A 20,347-nucleotide genomic window follows, 5' to 3' on the forward strand; every position below is an offset into this window, starting at 1 on the left:
CACGACAAAAGGACGGCGCGATGCCCGGTACACACGAAGCCACTCACGTAGTAAAGGTTTCGGATGCACCGAGCCCGCGCCGTCTTTTGTCCACCGAGAAGGTCTACGAGGGCCGGATCTGGGACGTTGTCAGCGACAGTTTCCAGCTTCAGGAAACGGGTGAGCCCCTCACCCGGGACTACATCGAGCACCCCGGCGCCGTGGCCGTCCTGCCCATGAACGGCGACGGCGAAATCCTCCTTCTCAAGCAGTACAGACACCCCGTGGGCATGGACCTTTGGGAGATTCCGGCCGGACTGCTTGATATTGAAGGCGAGGACTTCGTGGTGGGTGCCGCGCGCGAACTCGCCGAAGAGGCGGACCTCGCTGCCGGCACCTGGAATGTCCTGGCTGACTTCTTCAACTCACCCGGCTCCTCCAGCGAAGCCATTCGAATCTACCTGGCCCGGAACCTCACCGACGTCCCGCATCACGAACGCCATGAGCGGACGGACGAGGAAGCCGAGATCGAGTTCCATTGGATTGACCTTGACGCCGCCGTGGAGTCGGTACTGGCCGGACGGCTGCACAACCCGTCTGCCGTCGTCGGCATCCTTGCCGCCGCAGCCGCGCGCGCTGACGGATATGCCAACCTCCGCCCCGCGGACGCACCCTGGCCCGCGCACCCCAGCCAGCGCTGATGGGCCCTGGTCCTTCTGCTGAACTGGCGTCTGCCGCACTGGTTCAGGACGCCCCCGGACAGGTGCGTGACGCCCCGCCGCCGGCTTCCCCGCCAACAGCCATAGACCGCGGCATCACCGACTACCTCCAGCACATAGGGGTGGAACGTGGCGTTGCAGCCAATACCCTGGCGGCCTACCGCAGGGACCTGGCCCGGTACTCCCGCTACCTGGCAGCCGCAGGATGCGGCCGGCCCCAGGACATCACCCGCCACCACGTGACCGGTTACGTCCGGGCGCTGACGGATGGGTCTGACGGCGGATCCGCGCTTGGCGTACGGTCCGCCGCCAGGACAGTGGTCGCCGTCAGGGGGCTGCACAAGTTTTGGGCCCTGGAAGGGTTCACACCCACAGACCCCGCCAGCGACGTCCATCCGCCCATGCCCGGGAAGCGGCTGCCAAAGGCCATCAGCGTGGACGAAGTGACCAGGATCCTGGAAGCGGCCGGAACCGACACCGCTACCGGACTGCGCGACCGGGCACTCCTGGAATTCCTGTACTCCACCGGCGCGCGCATCAGCGAGGCAGTGGGCCTGGACGTTGACGACATTTCCCTGCAGGAGCCGGAGACAGGACCCGCCATCGTACGGCTCTTCGGCAAGGGCTCCAAGGAACGGCTGGTACCACTGGGTTCCTACGGTGCCCGTGCCCTCGATGCCTACCTGGTCCGCGGCCGCCCGCTGCTGGCGGCCAAGGGCAAAGGGACGCCGGCCTTGTTCCTGAATGCCCGCGGCGGACGCATCAGCCGCCAAAGTGCCTGGACGATCCTGAAAACGGCCGCTGAAAAAGCCAACATCACCAAGGACGTCTCACCGCACACCCTCCGGCACTCCTTCGCCACCCACCTGCTGGAGGGCGGCGCGGACGTCCGTGTAGTCCAGGAGCTGCTGGGCCACGCCTCGGTGACCACCACACAGGTCTATACGCTGGTCACCGCAGACACCCTCCGCGAGATCTACGCTGCAGCGCACCCGCGGGCTCTCGGATGACGGACCCACCCGGCGACCAGGCCACCGGGGTGGCAGGAGCCGCAGCGGCAGTAACCCTCTGCTTCCTGCTCCGCGAGGCGGAAGTTGGAACAGAGGTCTTGCTCGGCCTCAAGCGCACAGGCTTCGGCACCGGAAAAATTGTGGGCATCGGCGGCCATGTGGAACCGGGGGAGAGCGAAGCCGAAGCCGTGGTCCGCGAAGTCCTGGAGGAAACCGGCGTGACCCTCCGCGAGGAAGACCTGACCGACGCGGGTGTGGTGCAGTTTGTCTTCCCGGCCCGGCCCGCCTGGGACATGCACACCCGGCTCTTCACCGCCCGGCGATGGGATGGTGTGCCGGCGGACAGTGATGAAATCATGCCTGCGTGGTTCCGGACCGACGCCCTGCCGGTGGACCGCATGTGGCAGGACGCCGATCACTGGCTTCCGGTGGTGCTCGAAGGCGGCAGGGTCAACGTGGTGGTCACACTCAACAGCGACAACGAAACGGTCGCCTCGTCCGTGAGCCTCCTGCCGTAAGCCCCTGCGGCGCAACACCTCCTACGGCACGTGCCGCTCCTCCGGCCCCACGTATTCGCTCAGCGGCCGGATCAAGGAGTTGGCGTCCAGCTGCTCCATGATGTGCGCCGTCCACCCGGTGATGCGGCTGGCCACAAACAGGGGAGTGAAGGTGTGGGTGTCGAATCCCATCAGGTGGTAGGTGGGGCCGGCCGGATAGTCGAGGTTCGGCTTGATTCCCTTCGCCTCGTCCATCGCCGCCTCCAGCCCGTTGTACAGTCCCAGCAGTTCGGGGCGGCCGTAGTGGGCGATCATCTTGTCCAGGGCGGCCTTCATGGTGGGCACCCGTGAGTCGCCGTGCTTGTAGACGCGGTGGCCAAAGCCCATGACCTTTTTCTTTTGGGCCAGCGCGTCCTCCATCCATGCCTTGGCGCGGGCCGCCGCTTCCTCCAGGGATTCCTGGGGGCGGATGCCTATCTCGTCGAAGGTGTGCATCACAGCCTCGTTGGCGCCGCCATGCAACGGTCCCTTTAAAGCGCCGATGGCGCCGGTGACGGCAGAGTGCAGGTCCGCCAGCGTGGACGTGATCACCCTGGCCGTGAAGGTAGAGGCGTTGAAGGAGTGCTCGGCGTAAAGGATCATCGAGACGTTGAAGGCTTCCACCACCTCCGGCACCTGTTCTTCACCAAAGGTCATCCACAGGAAGTTGGCGGAATAGCCCAGGTCATCGCGGGGCTCGACTGGTTCAATGCCGCCTCCCGCCTCGTGGCGGCGGCGCTGGTCGTAGGCCACCACCGCAGGCATGGCCGAGAACAGGTCGATGGCTTTGGCCATGTTGGCCTCCCGGGAGGAGTCCTCGGCGAGGGGGTGCCGGGCGCCCAGCACCGAGGCGGCGGTGCGGCAGACATCCATCGGATGGGAGCTCTCCGGCAGTGCGTCGATGACCTGCCTGACCACCGGGTCCAAGGCACGGCCGGCCCGCTCCCGGGCGTTGAACTCCGCCAGCTGCTGCTCTGTGGGCAGCTCACCGTTCCAGAGCAGGTAGGCCACCTCCTCGAAGCTGCACCTGGCAGCAAGCTCCTGGACGGGGTAGCCCCTGTAGAGCAGGGAATTGGTGTCCGGGTTGACCTTCGATACGGACGTGTAATCCACCACGACGCCGGCAAGACCCTTTTTGATGTCCTCTTCAGCCATGCTGAAACTCCTTCGTTCCTGTCGCCTGTTGTGCCGGCCGGAGCCGGCGCGGTTTTCCCTACTCCCCGGGGATCCGGAAATTGAACACTCCGCTGTCGAAGCGGTTGTAGCCTTCGTAGTCAACGAGATCGTATAACCGTGCGCGGGTCAGCATGCTGCCCACCTGCGCCTCCTGCGTGCCGTCAGCCTTAATCGATTCCAGCGTACGCTCGGCAGCGCCCATGGCACTACGGAGAAGTGTCACCGGATAAATGACCATGTTCACGCCAACACCCTGGAGCTGGTCCACGGTGAACAGGTCGCTTTTGCCGAACTCGGTCATGTTGGCCAGGAGGGGCACATCCACGGCTTCCCGGATGGCCTGGAACTCGCTGAGGTCCTTCATGGCCTCCGGGAAGATGGCGTCCGCTCCTGCTTCCACGAGCGCCCGGGCGCGGTCCTGCGCGGCTCCCAGCCCGCCCACGGCGCGGATGTCGGTGCGGGCCATAATCAGGAAGTTCGGGTCGCGGCGGGCGTCGGCGGCGGCGCGGATACGTTTGGTGGCAGTCTCCAGGTCCACCACGTTTTTGCCGTCGAGGTGGCCGCAGCGTTTGGGGTTGAACTGGTCCTCGATGTGCAGGCCTGCCAGGCCGGCGTTCTCAAGTTCCTGGACGGTGCGGGCCACGTTCATCGGTTCGCCGAAGCCGGTATCCGCGTCCACGATGGCGGGCAGGTCCGTCATGCGCGCAATCTGCCCGGCCCGGGTGGCGACTTCCGTGAGGGTGGTCAGGCCGATGTCCGGCAGGCCAAGATCGTTGGCCAGGACCGCGCCGGAAATGTAGACACCGGCGAAGCCCTTCTCCTCTATGAGCCGGGCCGAGAGCGGGTTGAACGCGCCGGGAAACTGCGTGATAGTGCCCGAGGCCAGGAGTTCGCGGAACCGGATCCGCTTCTGCTCGGGGGTCACCTTGGAATACAGCATCAGAAAAGTCCCTGGGGTGCGGCAGCGAAGTCGATGACGCCTGGTGCTGCCGAGATGTTCAGCTGGTCCAGCTCGCCCGCCGCGAGTTCCGGGAGGCGTTCGACGGCGGCAAGGAACCGTTCGATTTCAGCTTCCTCCACCAGGCCCGCGGCGAGGGTACGGAACTTGTTGATGTACTGTTCCCGGCCGAAGGGCCGGGCGCCGAGGGGGTGGGCGTCAGCGACGGCGATCTGGTCCCTGATGACGGTCCCGTCCATGAGGGTGATCTCCACCGAGCCGCCAAAGGCCTTCTCGGAGATATCCAGCGAGTGGTACCGCCGGGTCCACTCGGGGTCTTCCTCGGTGCTGACCTTCTGCCACAGATCCACGGTGTCCGGACGGGCGGCGCGGGCGGGGGAGTAGGAGTCCACGTGGTGCCAGGACCCGTCCTGCAGGGCGACGGTGAAGATGTAGGGGATGGAGTGGTCAAGGGTTTCCCGGGAGGCGGCGGGGCTGTACTTCTGCGGATCGTTGGCCCCGGATCCGATGACGTAGTGGGTGTGGTGGCTTGTCCTGATCAGCACCGACTTCACGTTTGCCGCATCCGTAGCCTCAGGGTGCTCGCGGTTCAGCTTCCGGGCCAGGTCGATCCACGCCTGCGCCTGGTACTCCGCGGAGTGCTCCTTGGTGTAGGTGTCCAGGATGGCGCGCTTGGCTTCGCCGGCTTCGGGCAGGGGCACCAGGTAGGAGGCGTCGGGGCCGTCCAGCAGCCAGGCGATCACACCGTCCTCGCCTTCGTAGATGGGCACCGGGGAGGTCTGCCCGCGCATTGCACGGTCTGCCGCTTCCACGGCCATTTTGCCGGCGAAGGCGGGGGCGTGGGCCTTCCACGTGGAGATCTCACCCTTGCGCGACTGCCGCGTGGCGGTGGTGGTGTGCAGGGCCTGGCCCACGGACTGGAAGATGGTTTCGACGTCGAGCCCCAGCAGCGTGCCGATCCCCGCCGCGGCGGAGGGGCCCAGGTGGGCCACGTGGTCGATCTTGTGCTTGTGAAGGCAGATCGCTTTCACCAGGTTCACCTGGATCTCATATCCCGTGGCAATCGCCCGCACCAGGTCCCGGCCGTTTGACCCCACGTGCTGGCCCGCAGCGAGAATCGGCGGAATGTTGTCCCCGGGGTGGGAGTAGTCCGCTGCCAGGAACGTGTCGTGGTAGTCCAGTTCACGTACCGCCACGCCGTTTGCCCACGCCGCCCATTCGGGGGAGACGCGCTCGCCGATCCCGAAAACTTTTGCGCCCTTTCCACCGGAGCTGGGGCCATGGGTGAGTGCCTGCGCCCGGGCTGCCACGATGGGTGCCCTGGTCAGCGAGGCGATGGCCACCGAGGCGTTGTCTATCACGCGGTTGATGACCATGTCCGTGACCTCGGCGGGCACCTCCACGGGATCGGCGGCAACCCTGGCGATTTTGTGCGCGAGTTGGTCCTCGCGGGGCAGGTTTTCCTCGCTCTTGTAGACGCGGACGTGGTGTTCCTTGACCATGGTGCTCCTTAGCGGGATGGGTGGGTGGCTTTGATGTGGGACAGGCTGCGGTGCAGGTGGAGGGTGGTGGCTGCCTGTGCCAGGCGCGGGTTCCGGATGGCGATGGCCTCGGCAATGGCGGCATGTTCGGCCGCTGCGGCAGTGAGCCGGGCGGCGTCATCGGCTGCGAGGCGGCGGATGCGGACCAGGTGGACACGAAGGCCGCGCATGGCCTGGGCAAGGTAGGAATTGGAGCTGGCGGCATCAACGGCAGAGTCCAGCCGGTCCACCAGCAGGTAATAGTCCTGCAGGGCGGGAGCGGTGCCGGTGATGAGCGACGGCGCTGCCCGGAATTCCGCCTCGAGCTTCCGGAAAACCTCGGCCTCGCCCCGCTGAGCGGCGAGGGCGGCAGCCTTTCCTTCCAGCGTCTCCCGGAGCTCGAACAGTTCGTCGATGTCCTCCAGCGAGATATCGGTGACGACGACGCCGCGGCCGCCTGCCGCCGTCGTCAGTCCTTCTGCGGTGAGGCGCCCCAGCGCCTCCCGGAGCGGCGTGCGCGAAACACCCAGGCGTTCGGCCTGCTCCACCTCGGCAAGCAGGGCACCCGGCTGGAGCCGCCACTGCACGATGTCATCGCGGAGCGCGGCGTAGGCACGGTCGCTGGCTCGCACTGGCAATCCCTTCGCTGGCATTGACCCCAGTGTATACATGCATCCGCGGTTTACGGCGGAGTAGGATCTTTTTACGCCAAAAAACCAGCAATTTGTATACATTGTGCTAGCGATAGAGATTTTGACAGGCTCAATTCAGCGGGCCGGCGGTTGAGCCGGAAACCGGAGCCGGGCTTAGCGGCCGCTCCATCGGTATTCGTTCTCGGGCCGGCCGGGCGTCCCGTAGCGTGCTGTCCTGGATACCGTTCCGGCATCCGCCAGGTACTCCAGGTAACGGCGCGCGGTGACCCGGGACATGCCCAGCGCATCCATAACCTCAGTGGCGGAGACGGCGCCCTGCTGCAGCTTCATAAATTCCTGGACTGACGCCAAGGTGGACACCGAGAGGCCCTTGGGCAGGGGCAGTTCGGACGGTGCCCGCAGGCTGGCGAACGCCTGGTCCACGTCCGTTTGGGAAGCCCCTGCCTTCCCGTGCCCGCCTTGCGGGCCGGTCAGCTGCTGCCGGAACTGCTGGTAGCTTGCCAGCTTGTCCGCAAAGGTGGCATAGGTGAACGGCTTGATCAGGTACTGGACAACACCGATGGCAACGGCGCTGCGCACGATGGCCAGCTCGCGGACGGCCGTGATGGCGATGATGTCCGCGAGTATTCCTGCCGACCTCATCCTGCGGGCAATATCCAGGCCGTGGAGGTCGGGCAGGTTCATGTCCAGCAGGACAAGTTCCACCGGATTTCCCCCAGCGGTGAACTCACTGAGCAGCCGCAGCGCGGACTGGCCGTCCGGGGCTGTGCCGGCGAGCTCGAAGCCTGGCAGCCGGCCCACGTAGGCTGCATGCGCGGCAGCTGCGATGGCCTCGTCCTCAACGACGAGGACCCGGATGTTGCTCACTGTTTGTGCTCCTTCTGTGCTGGCACCGCTGCGGGCAGGAACACTTCGAACTTGGCGCCGCGCCGTCCATTAATGGTCAGGCTACCTCCCAGGCGCTGCACCGCCTGCCGCACCAGCGCCAGCCCGATTCCCCGGCCGCCCGGGCCCGCCGGCTTGGTGCTGAAGCCGTGCCGGAGGATGTTCTCCGCTGTGGCCTGATCAATAGCGGGGCCGGAATCATGGACGGTGATGTCCAGTCCTTCCTCGTCGGACTCCACCGTGAGCTCCACCCGGCGCGGCGGCGGACCATCCGCGGCCGCATCCATGGCGTTGTCCAGCAGGTTACCAAGGATGGTCACCAGGTCCTGGACGGCAATTCCTGCAACACTCGCTGAGCCGAGTGCCGCCACATCCAACTGCACGCCGCGTTCGTGGGCTTCGGCCACTTTGCCCATCACCAGGGCTCCAAGAACGGGTTCGTCCACGGAGCTGACCATGTCATCCGTCAGTTGTTGGCTGAGCTCCAGGTCCTTGGTCGCGAAGGCAAGGGCCTCCTGGGTGCGGCCCAGTTCCAGCAGGGAAACCATGGTGTGCAGCCGGTTGGCGTGCTCGTGCGTCTGGGCGCGGAGGGCGTCGGAGAGGGTGCGCATCGTTTCCAGCTCGCTGCCGAGGGCTTCGATCTCGGTCCGGTCCCGCAGCGTCGCCACAGTGCCGTAAACGGGGGTCTTGCCGCGGCTGCCCGGGGAATCAGGCCCCTTGGCGGGTCCCTGGTTGACCACCAGGATGCGGGAACCGGTGAGCATAATCTCATCCTTGGCGCTGCGCCCCGACTCGAACAGGGTCCGCAGCCCCTCCTCGAGCGGCAGCTCGGCCAGCGACGGCGGCCGGGTGGGGTCCTTGCTGCCCGGACCGTCGAGGCCCAGCAGCTCGGCCGCCTGGTCGTTGTACATCACCACCCGGCCTCTGGTATCGATGAGGATCAGTCCCTCCCGCACGGAATGCAGCACCGACTCGTAATACGCGAACAGCTGGGCCAGCTGTTCAGGCCCCCAGCCGCGCGTGACGCTGCGGAGGTAACGGCCCAGCAGCCATGAGGCCAGCGAGCCCCCCACCAGCAAGGCAAAGCCGATGGCCAGGAGGGCAGGCAGGCGCCCGGCGAAGGCGACGTCGACTGTCCGCACGGTGACGCCGACAGATACCATCGCCTTCACCGCTCCCGCACGGTCCTTGACCGGAACAATGGTGCGCACCGAGGGCCCAAGGGTTCCCGCAACAACCTCGGTGAAGGCCTCACCTTGTAGCGCGGCGTCAATGGAACCTATATAGGGCCGTCCAAGTTCCTCGTCTCGGGGATGTGTCCACCGCGTCCGGTCCGGCGCCATGATGGTGATGAAGTCGACGCCGGTTGCCGCCATAACGTCCTGCGCATAGGGCTGAAGGGTGGGGGAAGGGTCCGGCGAAGCGGCTGCTTCCAATACCAGCGGGCTGGCCGCGATGGAAGCTGCAATTCCAGCCATCCGCTGCCCGGCTTCGTCATACGTGCGGTCGCGGGCGTCCACATAGGTGGCCGCTCCAACGATGGCGATGAACGCCGCCACAATCAGCAGGTTTGCCACGAAGAGCCGTCGGGCGATACTCCAGCGGTGGATCATCTGTACCTCCCACGACCAATATGAACGCAACGGTGAGCTGGGTCACCACGTGCCCAATGATGGATATCACACCGGAGGACGTGTCAAGCCCAGAGACTGTGCCGCAGCGTCTATCAGATTATCCAAAGGAGACACATCATGGCTTCTCAACGAGGAGAGTCGCTTGACACCGTGAAGACGCGGCGCAAGGGCATCGACAAATCGCACTACCTCTACATCGCCGTTATCGCCGCTGTCATCATCGGCGCGCTGGTGGGCCTGATGTTCCCTGAGGTTGGTAAATCCCTCAAGCCGCTGGGCGACGGGTTCATCAAGCTCATCAAGATGATGATCGCACCCATCATCTTCTGCACCATTGTCCTGGGTATCGGGTCCATTGCCAAAGCCGCCACAGTGGGCAAGGTCGGTGGCCTGGCACTGGGCTACTTCGTCCTCATGTCGACGTTCGCGCTCGCCATCGGCCTGGTTGTAGGAAACCTGATCCACCCGGGCGAGGGCCTGAAGCTTGCTCCCTACGACCCCAACAAGAAGGCGGAAGTTGACAGCACCGTCGCCTTCCTCCTGGGAATCATCCCGGGCGATATTCCGGTCCTTCCGACCCTCTTTGCCGCCCTCCTGGTAGGTTTCGCCCTGCAGAAGATGGGGCCGCAGGGCGCTCCCATCCTCAAGGCCATTGGCCACGGCCAGGTCCTCGTGTTCCGCATCCTGATCATGATCATGTGGCTTGCCCCCGTGGGTGCCTTCGGTGCCATCGCCGCCGTCGTGGGAGCAACCGGTTTCCAGGCCATCGTGAGCATGTTCACCCTCATGGCCGCCTTCTACATCACCTGCGCACTGTTCATCGTGATCATCCTGGGCGGTCTGCTCAAGGTGGTCACCGGCGTCAACATCTTCAAGCTGATGAAGTACCTGGGCCGCGAATACCTGCTCATCTTCTCCACCTCTTCCTCCGAAGCTGCCCTGCCCCGCCTGATCGCCAAGATGGAACACCTCGGTGTCTCCAAGCCCGTTGTTGGCGTCACCGTACCCACCGGCTACTCCTTCAACCTTGACGGCACGGCCATCTACCTGACCATGGCTTCCCTGTTCGTGGCCAACGCCATGGGAACCCCGCTGGACCTGGGAGCCCAGGTTTCGCTGCTGATCTTCATGATCATCGCTTCCAAGGGCGCGGCCGGTGTCACCGGCGCCGGCCTCGCCACCCTGGCTGCAGGCCTGCAGGCCCACAAGCCGGAACTGCTGGGCGGCGTGGGCATGATCGTCGGCATCGACCGGTTCATGTCCGAGGCCCGCGCCCTGACCAACTTCACCGGCAACGCCGTGGCCACCATCCTGATCGGCACCTGGGTCAAGGAGATCGACGGCGGCCAGGTGGACAACGTCCTCTCCGGCAAACTGCCCTTCGATGAGCAGACCATGATTGCCGGCCATGGAGAGCCGGTAGCCACCGAGACCGACGCACGGCCGGTTCCGGTGAACGCATAAGGCACAGCATTGCTGAACCGCACAATTGCCCCCGCAGCCATTGCTGCGGGGGCATTTGTGTGCCGGGAAGAGGTAACCTTCGACCTCAGCTAGAGGGTCAAGGCTCAACATTCGCGGAAAGTCAAGTTGCCTCGAATACCGTGTCGGGCGCTGTAGCCTTGGGAAGAAGAAGGATCGTTGCTGGCCAGCCAGCGGCAGGAAATCAACGTCATCGAAAGTGTGGATAGATACGTGAGCAGCGAACAGGGTTCAGCAACTCTGGAGGGCACGCAATTCGACCTGGAAGACCCGGTGATGGGACCCACGGGGCGCCCCTACCGCGAGTTCCCGGAACCCGCGCCCCTGGCCTCCCACGGTCCGGCCCGCGTCATCGCCATGGTCAACCAAAAGGGCGGTGTCGGGAAGACTACATCCACCATTAACCTGGCGGCGGCGCTGGCTGAGTACGGCCGCCGTGTGCTCCTGGTCGACTTCGATCCGCAGGGCGCCCTGTCTGCCGGCCTGGGTGTGAATCCGCATGAACTCGACCTCACCGTTTACAACGTGCTGATGGACCGCAAAGTGGACATCCGGGACGCCATCCACCAAACCGGCGTCGAGAACGTGGACCTCCTGCCCGCAAACATCGACCTCTCCGCGGCGGAAGTCCAGTTGGTCAACGAGGTGGCCCGCGAGCAGGTCCTTGACCGCGCCCTTAAAAAGGTGGAAGACGATTACGACGTCGTCCTCATCGACTGCCAGCCGTCCCTTGGCCTCCTGACCGTCAACGCATTGACGGCCGCGCATGGAGTGATCATTCCGCTCATCTGCGAGTTCTTTGCCCTCCGGGCTGTCGCGCTGCTGGTGGAGACCATCGACAAGGTCCAGGACAGGCTTAACCCGCGCCTGCAGGTGGACGGGGTGCTGGCCACCATGTACGACGCGCGGACGCTGCACAGCCGCGAGGTCATCACCCGCCTGGTGGAGGCCTTCGGCGACACAGTCTTCGAGACCGTCATCAAGCGTTCCATCAAGTTCGCCGACGCCACCGTTGCCGCAGAGCCCATCACCAGCTACGCCGGCAATCACGTAGGCGCCGACGCCTACCGCAGGCTGGCGAAGGAACTGATTTCGCGCGGCGGCGCACCCTAGCCACGCGTGGCCGAATTCAAGCCCGGCTTCGAGGTCCGGCTGGCCAATTTCACCGGTCCCTTCGACCTCCTGCTCGGACTGATTGCCAAGCACCAGTTGGATATCACCGAGGTAGCCATTGCCACAGTGACTGACGAATTCATCAAGTACATCCGGAACCTGCAGAAGCTGGGCGAGGAGTGGGCCCTGGATGAAGCCAGCGAGTTCCTTGTCATCGCGGCTACGCTTCTGGACCTCAAGGCTGCCCGGCTGCTTCCTGCCGGGGAGGTCGAGAACGATGAAGACATCGCGCTGCTTGAAGCCAGGGACCTGCTCTTCGCCCGGCTGCTCCAATACAAGGCCTTTAAGCACGTGGCGGGCCTCCTGGGCGAAACCCTGCAGCAGGAGGCCATGCGCTTCCCCCGGCAGGTGGCCCTGGAAGGACACCTCGCGGCCATGCTTCCCGAGCTCGTCTGGAAGCACACGCCGGAACAGTTTGCCCGCCTGGCCGAAGCCGCCCTGCAGCCCAAGGCCCCAAAGCCGACGGAGGTTGGCCTGGCGCACCTGCATGGCGGCAATGTCAGCGTGAAGGAGCAGGCAGAAGTGATGGGCCTGCGGCTTCAGCTTGAATCGCCGCTGACCTTCCGCGCCCTGATCGCCGATGCCGAGTCCACCCTGGTGGTGGTGGCAAGGTTCCTTGCCCTCCTGGAACTGTTCCGGGACAAGGCCGTTTCCTTCGACCAGCTGTCGCCACTGGGGGACCTCGCAGTTCATTGGACTGCCGGGAACGGGGAATGGTCTGCGGAAAACCTGAGCGAAGAATTTGAGGAGCAGCTGTGACTGAGCAGGCAACAGAAGGTACCAGGGAGGGGGAGCCGCACGTCGAAAGCCTTCCCGGTGGGGCCAAAGCCGCCCTCGAGGCGGTACTCATGGTCATTGACCAGCCCGCCACGGAGGAAGAACTGGCGGCAGGACTCGAACTTCCCGTTGCTGCCGTCGCTGCCCTGCTCGCAGAACTTGAGCGGGAGTATAGCGGCTATACTGTTAAAGCCCCGGATTTGGATCAAGCCAGTGGAACTGGCTTTGGCTCCAGCCCCCGGGGTTTTGAATTGCGGAACGTCGCCGGTGGCTGGCGGATCTACTCCCGCACCGAGTTCGCCCACATTGTGGGCAAATATGTGCTGGAGGGCCAAACGGCCAGGCTTACCCAGGCTGCCTTGGAAACGCTGGCGGTCATTGCCTACCGCCAGCCGGTGTCCAGGGCCAGGGTGTCCGCAATCAGGGGAGTCAACGTTGACTCTGTCGTACGGACGCTCGCCCAGCGCGGATTGATTGAGGACTCGGGAACGGATCCCGAGTCCGGCGCCATCCTCTACCGGACCACCTCATATTTTCTGGAACGGATGGGGATTGGGTCAGTGGCCGAGCTCCCGCAGCTGTCCCCGCACCTCCCGGGGCTGGACGGCATCGCGGAGTTTTACGACGTCGAAGGAATGTAGTCGGGGTGCCACCCTGGCTGCACGCAAGAGTACTCACAAGGGCAGATTATTTCTGCACGGCTGGCTAGGGTTGTCCATGGACACCCCACCGGCCAAATATCGAAGGACGGGTCATGACACAGGCGGGACGCCAGGGTTCACCACGTAACAGTTCGGGACGTAACGGTTCGGAACGAAACTCATCACAGCGCAACACCTCCCAAGGAGGCAGTTCGGGCGGCGGTTTCCGCGGCGGCGCCGCCAAGCGCGGCGGCGGCTTCGGCAGCGACCGCCCGCACCGCGCGCCCAAACCGCGCGAGGAGCGCTTCATCGATCCGGACGAGGCCGCCGCCGGCGCCCAGCCAGGCCGCGGAGCAACGGACCCCAAGTCCGCCAAGCCTTCTTCGCGGAAGCCTGCCGCCCGCAAGCCCGGCGCTAATAAAGCACCCGGAACGCCCGGAGCCCTCAAGCCGAAGCCGCGGACCGGCCGCCCCGGAGCAGCAGCTTCCCGGGCCTTTGGCAGCGAACGGTTCGGCCAGAACCTGGGTCCGGTCCGCCGGCCTTCACGCAAGAAAGGCCCGCGCGGCGAGGTTCCCCAGTCTGAACTCCATGATGCCGACGGCGTCCGCCTGCAAAAGGTCATGGCCTCCGCCGGGGTAGCGTCACGCCGCGTGTGCGAGGAAATGATCGCGGAGGGCCGGGTGGAAGTGGACGGCCAGGTAGTCACCGAACTAGGTGTCCGCATCGACCCGAAAACCGCCGTCATCCACGTTGACGGGCTCCGGATCCAGCTGGACGAGAACTTGGTATACATGGTGTTCAACAAGCCCAAGGGCGTTGTTTCCACCATGGAGGATCCCGAGGGCCGCCCCTGCATCAGCGACTTCCTCCGCCACCAGCAGGGCGAACGCCTGTTCCATGTGGGCCGGCTCGACGTCGCCACCGAGGGGCTGCTGCTGCTGACCAACGACGGTGAACTCGCCAACCGCCTCACGCACCCCTCTTACGAGGTGCCCAAAACGTACCTTGTACAGGTCCGGGGTCCGTTCCCGCAGGGTATCGGTGCCCAGCTCAAGGAAGGCCTGGAACTGGAGGACGGCTTCGCCTCGGTGGACTCCTTCAGGCTTGTTGACTCCACTCCCGGCCACGTCCTGATCGAGGTAGTGCTGCACTCCGGCAAGAACCGGATTGTCCGCCGCCTGTTCGATGCCGTCGGATTCCCGGTCCTGCGGCTGGTCCGCGTCAAGGTGGGTCCCATCGGCCTGGGTGACCAGCGCCAGGGAAGCATCCGCAACCTCGGCAAGCAGGAAGTCGGCCATCTGCTGGCATCCGTAGGGCTCTGACGCATGTCCGCTTTCCACAGCCAGGGCCGCGGGCACCTGGACGGTCCGGTGGTGGTCATCGGCACGGGGCTGCTGGGCACCAGCATCGGGCTGGGCCTGCGGGGCCGCGGCGTGCCGGTTTTCCTCTCCGACCCTTCCCCCACCAACCAGGCTGTCGCGGTGGATATCGGCGCAGGCCAGCCCCTTGCCGGGCTTGCCGGCGCTGCACCGCAGCTGGTGGTGGTCGCTGCCCCGCCGGATGTCACGGCAGATGCTGTGGCAGCGGCGCTGGCTGACTACCCGCACTCCGTGGTGGTCGACATCGCAAGTGTCAAGGCGGAAATCCTCTCGGCGCTGCGCAGCCGCGGCGTGGACCTCTCCCGCTATGTGGGCACACATCCCATGGCCGGCCGGGAAAAGTCAGGTCCGGTCGCAGCCCGCGGGGAGCTCTTTACCTCGATGCCCTGGGTGGTATGCCCCTCGGAGGAAACCTCTGGCGCGGCCCTCCAGACGGCCCGCTCACTGGCCACCGACCTGGGAGCGGTTGTTTCCCAGTTCACCGCCGACGAACACGACGAAGCTGTGGCCCTGGTATCGCACCTGCCCCAGGTCATGTCATCGCTGTTGGCCAGCCGGCTGCAGGGCACGCCGCTGCATGCGTTGTCCCTCGCGGGCAACGGACTGCGGGACGTCACCCGGATCGCTGCCAGTGATCCGGCCCTGTGGGTCCAGATCCTGGGTGGCAACGCCGGGAAGGTGGTCGAGATCCTCTACGGTGTGCGGGAGGACCTCAACCGCTTGATCGGCACGCTGGAAGAGCCAACTGCTCCCGGCGCCAGGCTTGATCTTGCGCAGCTGATGAGCGAAGGCAACGCGGGACAGGCGCGAATTCCGGGCAAGCATGGAGGGCCTCCCCAGGCCTATTCGTGGCTTACCGTCCTGGTGGACGACAAGCCGGGCCAGATTGCCCGGCTCCTCACGGAGATCGGCGAGATCGGCGTGAACCTGGAGGACCTGCGCCTGGACCACTCGTCGGGGCAAAACGTGGGTATGGTGGAAATCTCCGTGTTGCCGAACAAGCATGACCACCTGATCGAAGCACTCAACGACCGCGGATGGCGGGTACTTCAGTAATGACACAAGAACTTCTTGACACGCTGCCCGCGCTCCGCGTCGGCAGGCCGCTGGTGGTTGCCATTGACGGGCCGTCAGGCTCCGGTAAGTCCAGCGTCAGCAAGGAAGTAGCCCGCAGGCTCCGGCTTGCCTACCTGGACACCGGCGCGATGTACCGTGCACTTACCTGGTACTGCGTCACGCAGGGCATCGACCTGGAGGACGGCGCGGCAGTGGAGCAGGCGTCCCGGGACCTGGTTCTGGACTTGAGCACCAGCCCGCAGGAGGAGTACGTCCGGGTGGGCGGGATTGACGCCACGGATGCCATCCGTGACCCTGCGATCTCCTCGGCAGTCAGTGCTGTGGCCACCACCCTTGGCGCCAGGACCGAGCTCATTCGGCGCCAACGTGAATTGATTGAAAAGCACCACCGCCGGATGGTGGTGGAAGGCAGGGACATCACCACCGTCGTCGCGCCCGGGGCTGAAGTGCGGATGCTGCTCACAGCGAGCGAGGAAGCACGACTGCGCCGGCGCGGAATCCAGCTTGGCGGTACCCAGAACGCCGAGCAGCTGGCGGCACAGGTGACCCACCGCGACGCCAAGGACTCCACGGTGGTCAACTTCACGCAGGCCGCTTCCGGCGTGGTGACCCTGGACTCTTCTGACCTGGACTTCGACCAGACGGTTGCCGCCGCCCTCGTGATTGTGACCAAGGTCCTGAACCGTGACTGAACCGGCCGCGGCGACGCCCAGGCCGGACATCCCGTCCGGCTGGACCATGACCTGGAGCAGGCCTGTTGGCTGGATACTGGACCACTTGGTTTACAGGACGTCCGTCTCTGGCCGGAACAATGTTCCCACCGGCGGGCCGGTGATTTTTGCCGGCAACCACATCAGCTTTTTGGACGGGCCGGTGATGTTCGGTGCGTCACCGCGCCCCATGCACATCCTGGTGAAACAGGAGATGTTTAAGGGCTTCCTGGGTGGGGTGCTGACCGCGTCCGGGCAGCTGCCCGTGGACCGGTCGGGCGACCGTGCGGCGCTTCAGCGCTGCAAGGACGTGCTCGACGCCGGCCGTTGCGTCGGAATTCTCCCCGAAGGCACCCGGGGGAGAGGGGCAGCCGCGGATATCAACGGCGGCGTGGCCTGGCTGGCGCTGAACTCCGGAGCTCCGGTAGTGCCGGTGGCCATCCTGGGCACCCGCAAGGGGGACGAGCACCTGGATTCAGTGCCGCGGCCGGGCAGGCGTTTCCACGTCCGCTTCGGAAATGCGCTGACGCTGACCCGCAGGGCAGGGGAAAGCGGCCGTGCTTCAATGGACAGGGCGGCGCTGGAGATCCGGGCGGCATTGTCGGGGCACGTGCAGGATTCCATCCAGCTCACGGGGCAGCCCTTACCGGATGCAGATTTTTCCAAAGACTTCACAGCAGTAGCCGGGACGCCGGCAGATGACCACTAAGGACAATGCAATGAGCGACACAACCCAAACGTCCGGCCACTCCGGCGCCGGCGACGACGAATACACCCCCACAGGCACCGACCAGGTTGCCGAGCGGCTCGCGGCGATTGACGATGACGAAGCTGAGCTCCGTGCAGCGTCACTCAGGGCAGGCCTGGAGGACTACGACCTTGACGAGGACGACGCCGCGCTGCTCAGCGGTGAGTACGATGACGAGGACTATGACGGCCCCGTCAAGCTGGATCCGGTCCTGGCCATCATCGGACGCCCCAACGTGGGCAAGTCCACCCTGGTCAACCGCATCCTTGGCCGCCGCGAAGCAGTGGTGGAGGATACCCCGGGTGTAACCCGTGACCGCGTGATGTACTCGGCCAACTGGAACGGCCGCAACTTCACCCTGGTGGACACCGGAGGCTGGGAACACGACGCCCGCGGCATCCACGCCCGCGTGGCCGAGCAGGCCGAGATGGCCGTTGAGCTCGCCGACGCAGTCCTCTTTGTTGTGGATTCCGCGGTGGGTGCCACCGCCACTGACGAAGGCGTGGTGAAGATGCTGCGCCGCAGCAAGAAGCCGGTCATCATGGTAGCCAACAAGGTTGACGACTTCGCGCAGGAGGCAGACTCCGCCACCCTGTGGGGCCTCGGCTTCGGCGAACCCTACCCCGTCTCCGCACTGCATGGCCGCGGCGTGGCCGACCTGCTTGACCACGTCATGGACACCCTTCCCGAGTTCTCCACCGTCGAGGGAACGGACCGCTCCGGCGGCCCCCGCCGGATCGCGCTGATCGGCCGCCCCAACGTGGGCAAGTCGTCCCTGCTGAATAAGCTGGCCGGTACCGAGCGCGTGGTGGTGGACAACACGGCCGGCACCACCCGTGACCCCGTGGACGAATTCATTGAACTCGGCGGCCGCACCTGGCGGTTCGTGGACACGGCAGGTATCCGCCGCCGGCAGCACATGGCACAGGGCGCGGACTACTACGCCTCCCTGCGAACACAGGCCGCGCTCGAGAAGGCGGAGGTCGCCGTCGTGCTCCTCGCCGTGGACGAGGTCCTCAGCGAGCAGGACGTCCGGATCCTGCAGCTCGCCATCGAATCGGGCCGCGCAATGGTGCTTGCCTTCAATAAGTGGGACCTGCTCGACGACGAACGCCGGCGCTACCTCGAACGTGAAATCGAGCAGGACCTGGCCCACGTGGAGTGGGCGCCCCGCGTCAACATCTCGGCAAAGACCGGGTGGCACAAGGACCGCCTGGTTCCGGCCCTGGACCTGGCGCTCGAAAACTGGGACAAGCGCATTGCCACCGGCCGCCTGAACGCCTTCCTCGGCGAGCTCGTGGCCGCACACCCGCACCCTGTTCGTGGCGGCAAACAGCCGCGCATACTCTTCGGCACCCAGGCCTCGAGCAGGCCGCCAAAGTTCGTGCTGTTCACCACCGGCTTCCTGGATCCCGGCTACCGGCGCTTCATCACCCGCCGGCTGCGGGAAACGTTTGGCTTCGAGGGCACTCCCATCGAGGTCAACATGCGTGTCCGGGAAAAGCGCGGCAAGAAGCGTTAGTTGCTGTGATCTGCGTTACACACCCAGCTTCGAGTGCCGGAAAGTGTCACAGGCACCCTTCGCAATCGTGTAAGCTCTTCTAGGTGGTTCGGCCGGACTGCTGGTGGAAATCCCCGGGTTAGCCTGCGGATGAAACACAGCGGAGAACGGCGGAACTAACGGGCTGTAGCGCAGCTTGGTAGCGCACTTGACTGGGGGTCAAGGGGTCGCAGGTTCAAATCCTGTCAGCCCGACCACGAAGGCCGGAACTACGCGGAAAACGCGTGGTTCCGGCCTTTCTTGTTTCCGGTCACTTAAGGAACTTGGACGTCCTGCGGTCGGCAAGGATCTTGCCCTTCGTCTGGCAGGTAGGGCAGTACTGCAGTGCGGTATCGGCAAAGGAAACTTCCCGCACGGTGTCTCCACACACGGGGCACGGCTCGCCCGTCCGGGCATGCACCCGCATATGGCTGCGCTTGACGTCCTTCAGGTCCTTCGGCGGCTTGCCACGGGCCTCGGCCAGTGCCGTGCCCAGCACGCCGTGGATGGAGTCGTAGAGGACCTGCACTGTTCCGCGGTCCAGTGACTTGGCGGTGGCGAAGGGGGAGATCCGGGCGGCATGCAGGATCTCGTCGCTGTAGGCATTGCCGATGCCGGCGATCACACTCTGGCTCCTCAGGAGCCCCTTGATTTGCTGCGAACTGCCGGCAAGGATTTCGGCCAGCATGTCCGAGTCGAACGCCTCGGTAAACGGATCCGGCCCGAGCGTGGCGATACCCGGCACGTCCTGGGGATCCCGCACCACGTAGACGGCCAGGCTCTTTTTGGTACCGGCCTCTGTGAGGTCGATGCCGCGGGACCCGTCGGGGCCGCTAAAGGCAAAGCGCGCTGCAATGTGGCCCTTGCCCATCCGCAGTTGGGCATCGGTGGGGGAGTCCGTGAAGCGCACCCAGCCGGCCCTGGCCAGGTGGAATACCAGCGAGATGCCGCCGGTGTCTACGCTGATGAACTTGCCGAAGCGCCGCACGCCGGTCACAGTCCTGCCTTCCAGGGCGTTGAAGGGCGGATCCGCCGTCTTGAGGACGGCGAAGGAAACTATCTGCACTTTGGTCACCGAGGTTCCCCGCAGATGCTCGTCAAGAAATTCAGCCAGGCCGGCCACCTCGGGAAGTTCGGGCATGGCTTACCCTGCGGCTTCCCGGCGTCCCGGAACGGTGCGTGCGCTCATGGGTCCCATCTTGTCAGAAACCCCCGTGAACGCTCCGGCAGTTGTGCCTATACTTTCAGCGGCGGCCCGTTTGGGCCCGTTGACATTGGTGTTCGACCCCATGAAAGGCCCCTGATGAGCAACATTCCCGAAGACCTGTCCTACACCGCCGAGCATGAGTGGGTTTCTGCTCCCGACGCCGACGGCGTGGTGCGGGTGGGCATCACCGACTTCGCGCAGGACGCATTGGGCGATGTTGTCTACGCCCAGATGCCGGAAGTGGGCACCAAGATTACGGCGAACGAAGTTGTTGGTGAAGTTGAATCCACCAAGAGCGTCAGTGACATCTATGCACCGGTCACGGGCGAGGTAGTTGCCCGCAACGAGTCCCTTGATACTGATTCGGCCCTGATCAACACCGATCCCTACGGTGACGGCTGGCTCATTGAAGTCAAACTCGCCGAAGCGGACGCCGTTGAATCGTTGCTCCGTGCATCCGAGTACGAACAACAGGTAGGCTGAAAGCTAACCGGTAGATCCGGTTCGGCCAGCTGGGCAGACGGCACGTCTTCGCACGTCAGC

At 65.1% G+C, this 20,347-nt stretch carries 19 protein-coding genes, 1 tRNA gene and 1 pseudogene; 14 read left to right on the forward strand and 7 right to left on the reverse strand.

What is annotated here, in order from left to right; all coding sequences use genetic code 11:
* Nucleotides 1-20: 20 nt before the first annotated feature.
* The 3 genes from M1E07_RS08350 to M1E07_RS08360 are packed head-to-tail and all read left to right on the forward strand — an operon-like array spanning nt 21 to nt 2,226.
* The gene (locus tag M1E07_RS08350; protein ID WP_461189775.1) at nt 21-680 is read left to right on the forward strand and encodes an NUDIX domain-containing protein; all 660 of its coding nucleotides are present in this window, start codon (nt 21-23) and stop codon (nt 678-680) included.
* Nucleotides 680-1,708: a site-specific tyrosine recombinase XerD gene (gene xerD / locus M1E07_RS08355; RefSeq protein WP_461189776.1), complete on the forward strand. Its 1,029-nt coding sequence runs from the start codon at nt 680-682 to the stop codon at nt 1,706-1,708. The genes M1E07_RS08350 and xerD overlap by 1 nt, the downstream gene beginning before the upstream one ends.
* Entirely contained in the window at nt 1,705-2,226 is a 522-nt protein-coding gene (locus M1E07_RS08360; protein WP_461189777.1) for an 8-oxo-dGTP diphosphatase, read from the forward strand. Before xerD ends, M1E07_RS08360 begins: the two co-directional genes overlap by 4 nt.
* Nucleotides 2,227-2,247: 21 nt before the next feature.
* Here the strand turns inward: M1E07_RS08360 and M1E07_RS08365 are convergent, their stop codons facing one another.
* The 6 genes and pseudogenes from M1E07_RS08365 to M1E07_RS08390 form a co-directional block, all read right to left on the reverse strand.
* Nucleotides 2,248-3,399 (reverse strand): bifunctional 2-methylcitrate synthase/citrate synthase, encoded by a 1,152-nt coding sequence (locus M1E07_RS08365; RefSeq protein ID WP_461189778.1) that lies wholly within the window; start codon nt 3,397-3,399, stop codon nt 2,248-2,250.
* Nucleotides 3,400-3,457: 58 nt separating this feature from the next.
* On the reverse strand, nt 3,458-4,360 hold the full coding sequence (gene prpB / locus M1E07_RS08370; RefSeq protein WP_461189779.1) for a methylisocitrate lyase: 903 nt from the start codon (nt 4,358-4,360) through the stop codon (nt 3,458-3,460).
* The gene (locus M1E07_RS08375) at nt 4,360-5,880 is read right to left on the reverse strand and encodes an MmgE/PrpD family protein (RefSeq protein WP_461189780.1); all 1,521 of its coding nucleotides are present in this window, start codon (nt 5,878-5,880) and stop codon (nt 4,360-4,362) included. Before M1E07_RS08375 ends, prpB begins: the two co-directional genes overlap by 1 nt.
* Nucleotides 5,876-6,530 (reverse strand): annotated as a pseudogene (locus M1E07_RS08380) (GntR family transcriptional regulator); the annotation flags it as partial. The pseudogene M1E07_RS08380 and the gene M1E07_RS08375, both read right to left, overlap by 5 nt.
* 174 nt (nt 6,531-6,704) lie before the next feature.
* Nucleotides 6,705-7,418 (reverse strand): response regulator, encoded by a 714-nt coding sequence (locus M1E07_RS08385; protein ID WP_461189781.1) that lies wholly within the window; start codon nt 7,416-7,418, stop codon nt 6,705-6,707.
* Nucleotides 7,415-9,049 (reverse strand): sensor histidine kinase, encoded by a 1,635-nt coding sequence (locus tag M1E07_RS08390; protein ID WP_461189782.1) that lies wholly within the window; start codon nt 9,047-9,049, stop codon nt 7,415-7,417. Before M1E07_RS08390 ends, M1E07_RS08385 begins: the two co-directional genes overlap by 4 nt.
* Nucleotides 9,050-9,187: 138 nt before the next feature.
* On the opposite strand from M1E07_RS08390, the gene M1E07_RS08395 reads away from it, so the two are divergent.
* The 10 genes from M1E07_RS08395 (at nt 9,188) to M1E07_RS08440 (ending at nt 18,815) form a co-directional block, all read left to right on the forward strand.
* Nucleotides 9,188-10,534 carry a cation:dicarboxylate symporter family transporter gene (locus M1E07_RS08395; RefSeq protein ID WP_461189783.1) on the forward strand — a complete coding sequence of 449 codons (1,347 nt, stop codon included), beginning with the start codon at nt 9,188-9,190 and terminating at the stop codon, nt 10,532-10,534.
* A 231-nt stretch (nt 10,535-10,765) separates the two neighbouring features.
* Nucleotides 10,766-11,665 (forward strand): ParA family protein, encoded by a 900-nt coding sequence (locus M1E07_RS08400; RefSeq protein WP_461190357.1) that lies wholly within the window; start codon nt 10,766-10,768, stop codon nt 11,663-11,665.
* Between the two features lie 6 nt (nt 11,666-11,671).
* Nucleotides 11,672-12,484, forward strand: a complete 813-nt coding sequence (locus tag M1E07_RS08405; RefSeq protein ID WP_461189784.1) for a segregation and condensation protein A — start codon at nt 11,672-11,674, stop codon at nt 12,482-12,484.
* Nucleotides 12,481-13,143: an SMC-Scp complex subunit ScpB gene (gene scpB, locus M1E07_RS08410; protein WP_461189785.1), complete on the forward strand. Its 663-nt coding sequence runs from the start codon at nt 12,481-12,483 to the stop codon at nt 13,141-13,143. The genes M1E07_RS08405 and scpB overlap by 4 nt, the downstream gene beginning before the upstream one ends.
* A 113-nt stretch (nt 13,144-13,256) precedes the next feature.
* A complete protein-coding gene (locus M1E07_RS08415) occupies nt 13,257-14,465 on the forward strand; it encodes a pseudouridine synthase (protein ID WP_461189786.1) in 1,209 nt (402 codons plus the stop codon).
* A 3-nt stretch (nt 14,466-14,468) separates the two neighbouring features.
* Nucleotides 14,469-15,578, forward strand: coding sequence for a prephenate dehydrogenase (locus tag M1E07_RS08420; protein WP_461189787.1), 1,110 nt, complete (start codon nt 14,469-14,471; stop codon nt 15,576-15,578).
* Nucleotides 15,578-16,291, forward strand: coding sequence for a (d)CMP kinase (gene cmk, locus M1E07_RS08425; protein ID WP_461189788.1), 714 nt, complete (start codon nt 15,578-15,580; stop codon nt 16,289-16,291). The genes M1E07_RS08420 and cmk overlap by 1 nt, the downstream gene beginning before the upstream one ends.
* A gap of 46 nt (nt 16,292-16,337) precedes the next feature.
* Nucleotides 16,338-17,018: a lysophospholipid acyltransferase family protein gene (locus tag M1E07_RS08430; RefSeq protein ID WP_461190358.1), complete on the forward strand. Its 681-nt coding sequence runs from the start codon at nt 16,338-16,340 to the stop codon at nt 17,016-17,018.
* 10 nt (nt 17,019-17,028) lie between these two features.
* Nucleotides 17,029-18,579 (forward strand): ribosome biogenesis GTPase Der, encoded by a 1,551-nt coding sequence (gene der, locus M1E07_RS08435; RefSeq protein ID WP_461189789.1) that lies wholly within the window; start codon nt 17,029-17,031, stop codon nt 18,577-18,579.
* 159 nt (nt 18,580-18,738) lie between these two features.
* Nucleotides 18,739-18,815, forward strand: a tRNA-Pro gene (locus tag M1E07_RS08440).
* 53 nt (nt 18,816-18,868) lie between these two features.
* On the opposite strand, the gene M1E07_RS08445 is transcribed toward M1E07_RS08440, so the two are convergent.
* The gene (locus tag M1E07_RS08445; RefSeq protein ID WP_461189790.1) at nt 18,869-19,738 is read right to left on the reverse strand and encodes an Fpg/Nei family DNA glycosylase; all 870 of its coding nucleotides are present in this window, start codon (nt 19,736-19,738) and stop codon (nt 18,869-18,871) included.
* Nucleotides 19,739-19,900: 162 nt separating this feature from the next.
* Here M1E07_RS08445 and gcvH point away from each other — a divergent pair, with 162 nt between their 5' ends.
* Complete coding sequence (gene gcvH / locus M1E07_RS08450) at nt 19,901-20,287, forward strand: glycine cleavage system protein GcvH (protein WP_461189791.1); 387 nt, start codon at nt 19,901-19,903, stop codon at nt 20,285-20,287.
* Nucleotides 20,288-20,347 lie beyond the last annotated feature (60 nt).

It is taken from the genome of Arthrobacter sp. Z4-13, from assembly GCF_054792705.1.